Annotated in this window: 1 protein-coding gene and 1 pseudogene; both read right to left on the bottom strand. The window is 64.6% G+C overall.

The features are described from left to right. Window positions 1–529 (bottom strand): annotated as a pseudogene (locus tag DD606_RS25335) (autoinducer 2 ABC transporter permease LsrC); the annotation flags it as partial. Beyond that, the coding region (locus DD606_RS25330) for an ATP-binding cassette domain-containing protein (RefSeq protein ID WP_129259488.1) at window positions 526–1166 on the bottom strand (641 nt) is incomplete at its 5' end. The pseudogene DD606_RS25335 and the gene DD606_RS25330, both read right to left, overlap by 4 nt.

Here is a 1166-nt window from a genome sequence, read left to right as displayed (position 1 = left end):
ACAGCGTCCACGCGCCGGTGGCCGCGATAATCAACACCAGCATGCCGAGCGGCGAAATGCCGACGGCGGCAGGCTCAGAGAGGGATTTCAGCCCCGGCGGCAGCCCTTCTATCCACTTCCCGCCGGTCCAGAGCAGCATCGCCCCGCGATAAAGCCCCAGCGTGCCGAGGGTGGCGACAATCGCCGGAATGCGCAGGCCCACCACCAGAAAACCGTTGAACGCCCCGGCCAGCGCGCCGATCGACAGCGCGAAGAGAATGGAAACGGGCAGGCTGTAGCCGCTGTTAAGCGCCACGCCGACGGCAATGGCGGACAACCCGACCGTGGAGCCGACGGAGACGTCAATATTGCGGGTCAGCATCACCAGCGCCGCGCCGATAGCCAGCAGGATCAGGATCTGCGAGCTGGCGAAGATCATCCCCAGCGTCTGTAAACTCAGGTACGACGGGTTCAGCGCCACCAGCACGGCGAACAGCGCCAGAATGGCGAGAAACGCGCTCAGCTCGCGGTTTTTCAGTAAGATCTTCATGATTGCCCTCCAAACGCCAGCGCCATCATCCGGTCGAGGCTGACGGCGTGGCGCGGCAGCTCGCCGCTGAGCACGCCCTGATGCATTACCAGCACCCGATCCGCGAGGCCGGGAAACTCATCGAGATCGCTTGAGATCATCAGCACCGCCACGTTCTGCGCCGCCACGCTTTTGATAAGCTGGTAGATATCGGCGCGTGCCGAGACGTCCACGCCGCGCGTCGGTTCATCGACGATCAGCAGCAGCGGGTTGGCTTCCAGACAGCGTGCCAGCAGCACCTTCTGCTGGTTGCCGCCGGAGAGCGTGCGCACGGTTTGATCCGCATGGTTGAGCTTGATCCCCAGCGCCCGGTGATAGCGCTCCACCACCGCGGACTCTCTTTTCCGCTGCTGCCAGAGCGACGGCTCGTTCAGCGCCACGGTGTTCCAGCGGATCGGCGCGTCGAGGAACAGGCCGGACACCTGCCTGTCTTCCGGCAGATAGACCAGCCCTTTTTGCAGGCGTGAACTGACCGGATCGGTGGTGATCTCCTGGTTCTCCAGCCAGACGCGCCCCCCGCGCACAGGCCGCAGGCCATAGAGCGTTTCGGCAAACTCGGTGCGCCCGGAGCCTACCAACCCGGCCAGGCCGACGATCT

The organism is Enterobacter cloacae complex sp. GF14B (assembly GCF_004136805.1).
Lineage (GTDB): Bacteria > Pseudomonadota > Gammaproteobacteria > Enterobacterales > Enterobacteriaceae > Enterobacter > Enterobacter hormaechei_C.
The sequence above is the reverse complement of the archived record's forward strand: the minus strand, read 5'-3'. Positions and strand labels throughout refer to the sequence as shown.